This window comes from Paraclostridium dentum (genome assembly GCF_012922555.1).
GTDB classification, from domain to species: domain Bacteria; phylum Bacillota; class Clostridia; order Peptostreptococcales; family Peptostreptococcaceae; genus Paraclostridium; species Paraclostridium dentum.
This window is the reverse complement of the sequence record NZ_WIPK01000080.1, coordinates 1-627: the sequence shown is the minus strand read 5'-3', so window position 1 is coordinate 627 and position 627 is coordinate 1. Positions and strand designations below refer to the sequence as shown.

Here is a 627-nt window from a genome sequence, read left to right as displayed (position 1 = left end):
GACACTTCAGTTGACCGATAGTAGTTGAGGTCTTTGCTTTCTGCGTAGACTTTGTTAACTAACGAGTTAAAAAACATGGCAACCGCTAAGTCGTTTTACGACATAACGGTGAAGACGCTGAGCGGAGAGGAGCTGAAGTTGTCGTCCCTGCAGGGTAAAGTGGTGCTGGTCGAGAACGTGGCGTCTCTCTGAGGCACCACCGTCAGGGATTACACCCAGATGAACGAGCTCCACGCGCGCTTCTCCGCGAAGGGGCTGGTTATCCTGGGAGTGCCCTGCAACCAGTTCGGCCATCAGGAAAACTGTAAAAATGATGAGATCCTGCTGTCGCTGAAATACGTCCGTCCTGGAAATGGCTTTGAGCCAAAATTCCAGCTCTTGGAGAAGGCCGATGTGAACGGGAATGACGCTCATCCACTCTTCGTCTTCCTAAAGGAGAAACTTCCCTTCCCAAGCGACGAGCCGACTGCATTAATGGGGGACCCCAAATGCATCATTTGGAGTCCCGTCTGCAGAAACGACATCTCCTGGAACTTTGAGAAGTTCCTCATCGGCCCAGATGGCATCCCGTTCAAGCGTTACAGCAGGAGATACCTGACCTCTGACATCGAGGCAGACATAAAGAAG

General features: G+C 51.7%; 1 pseudogene. It reads left to right on the top strand.

From position 1 onward, the window contains the following. Nucleotides 1-204: 204 nt before the first annotated feature. Nucleotides 205-627, top strand: a pseudogene (locus GFJ41_RS20970) (thioredoxin domain-containing protein); the annotation flags it as partial.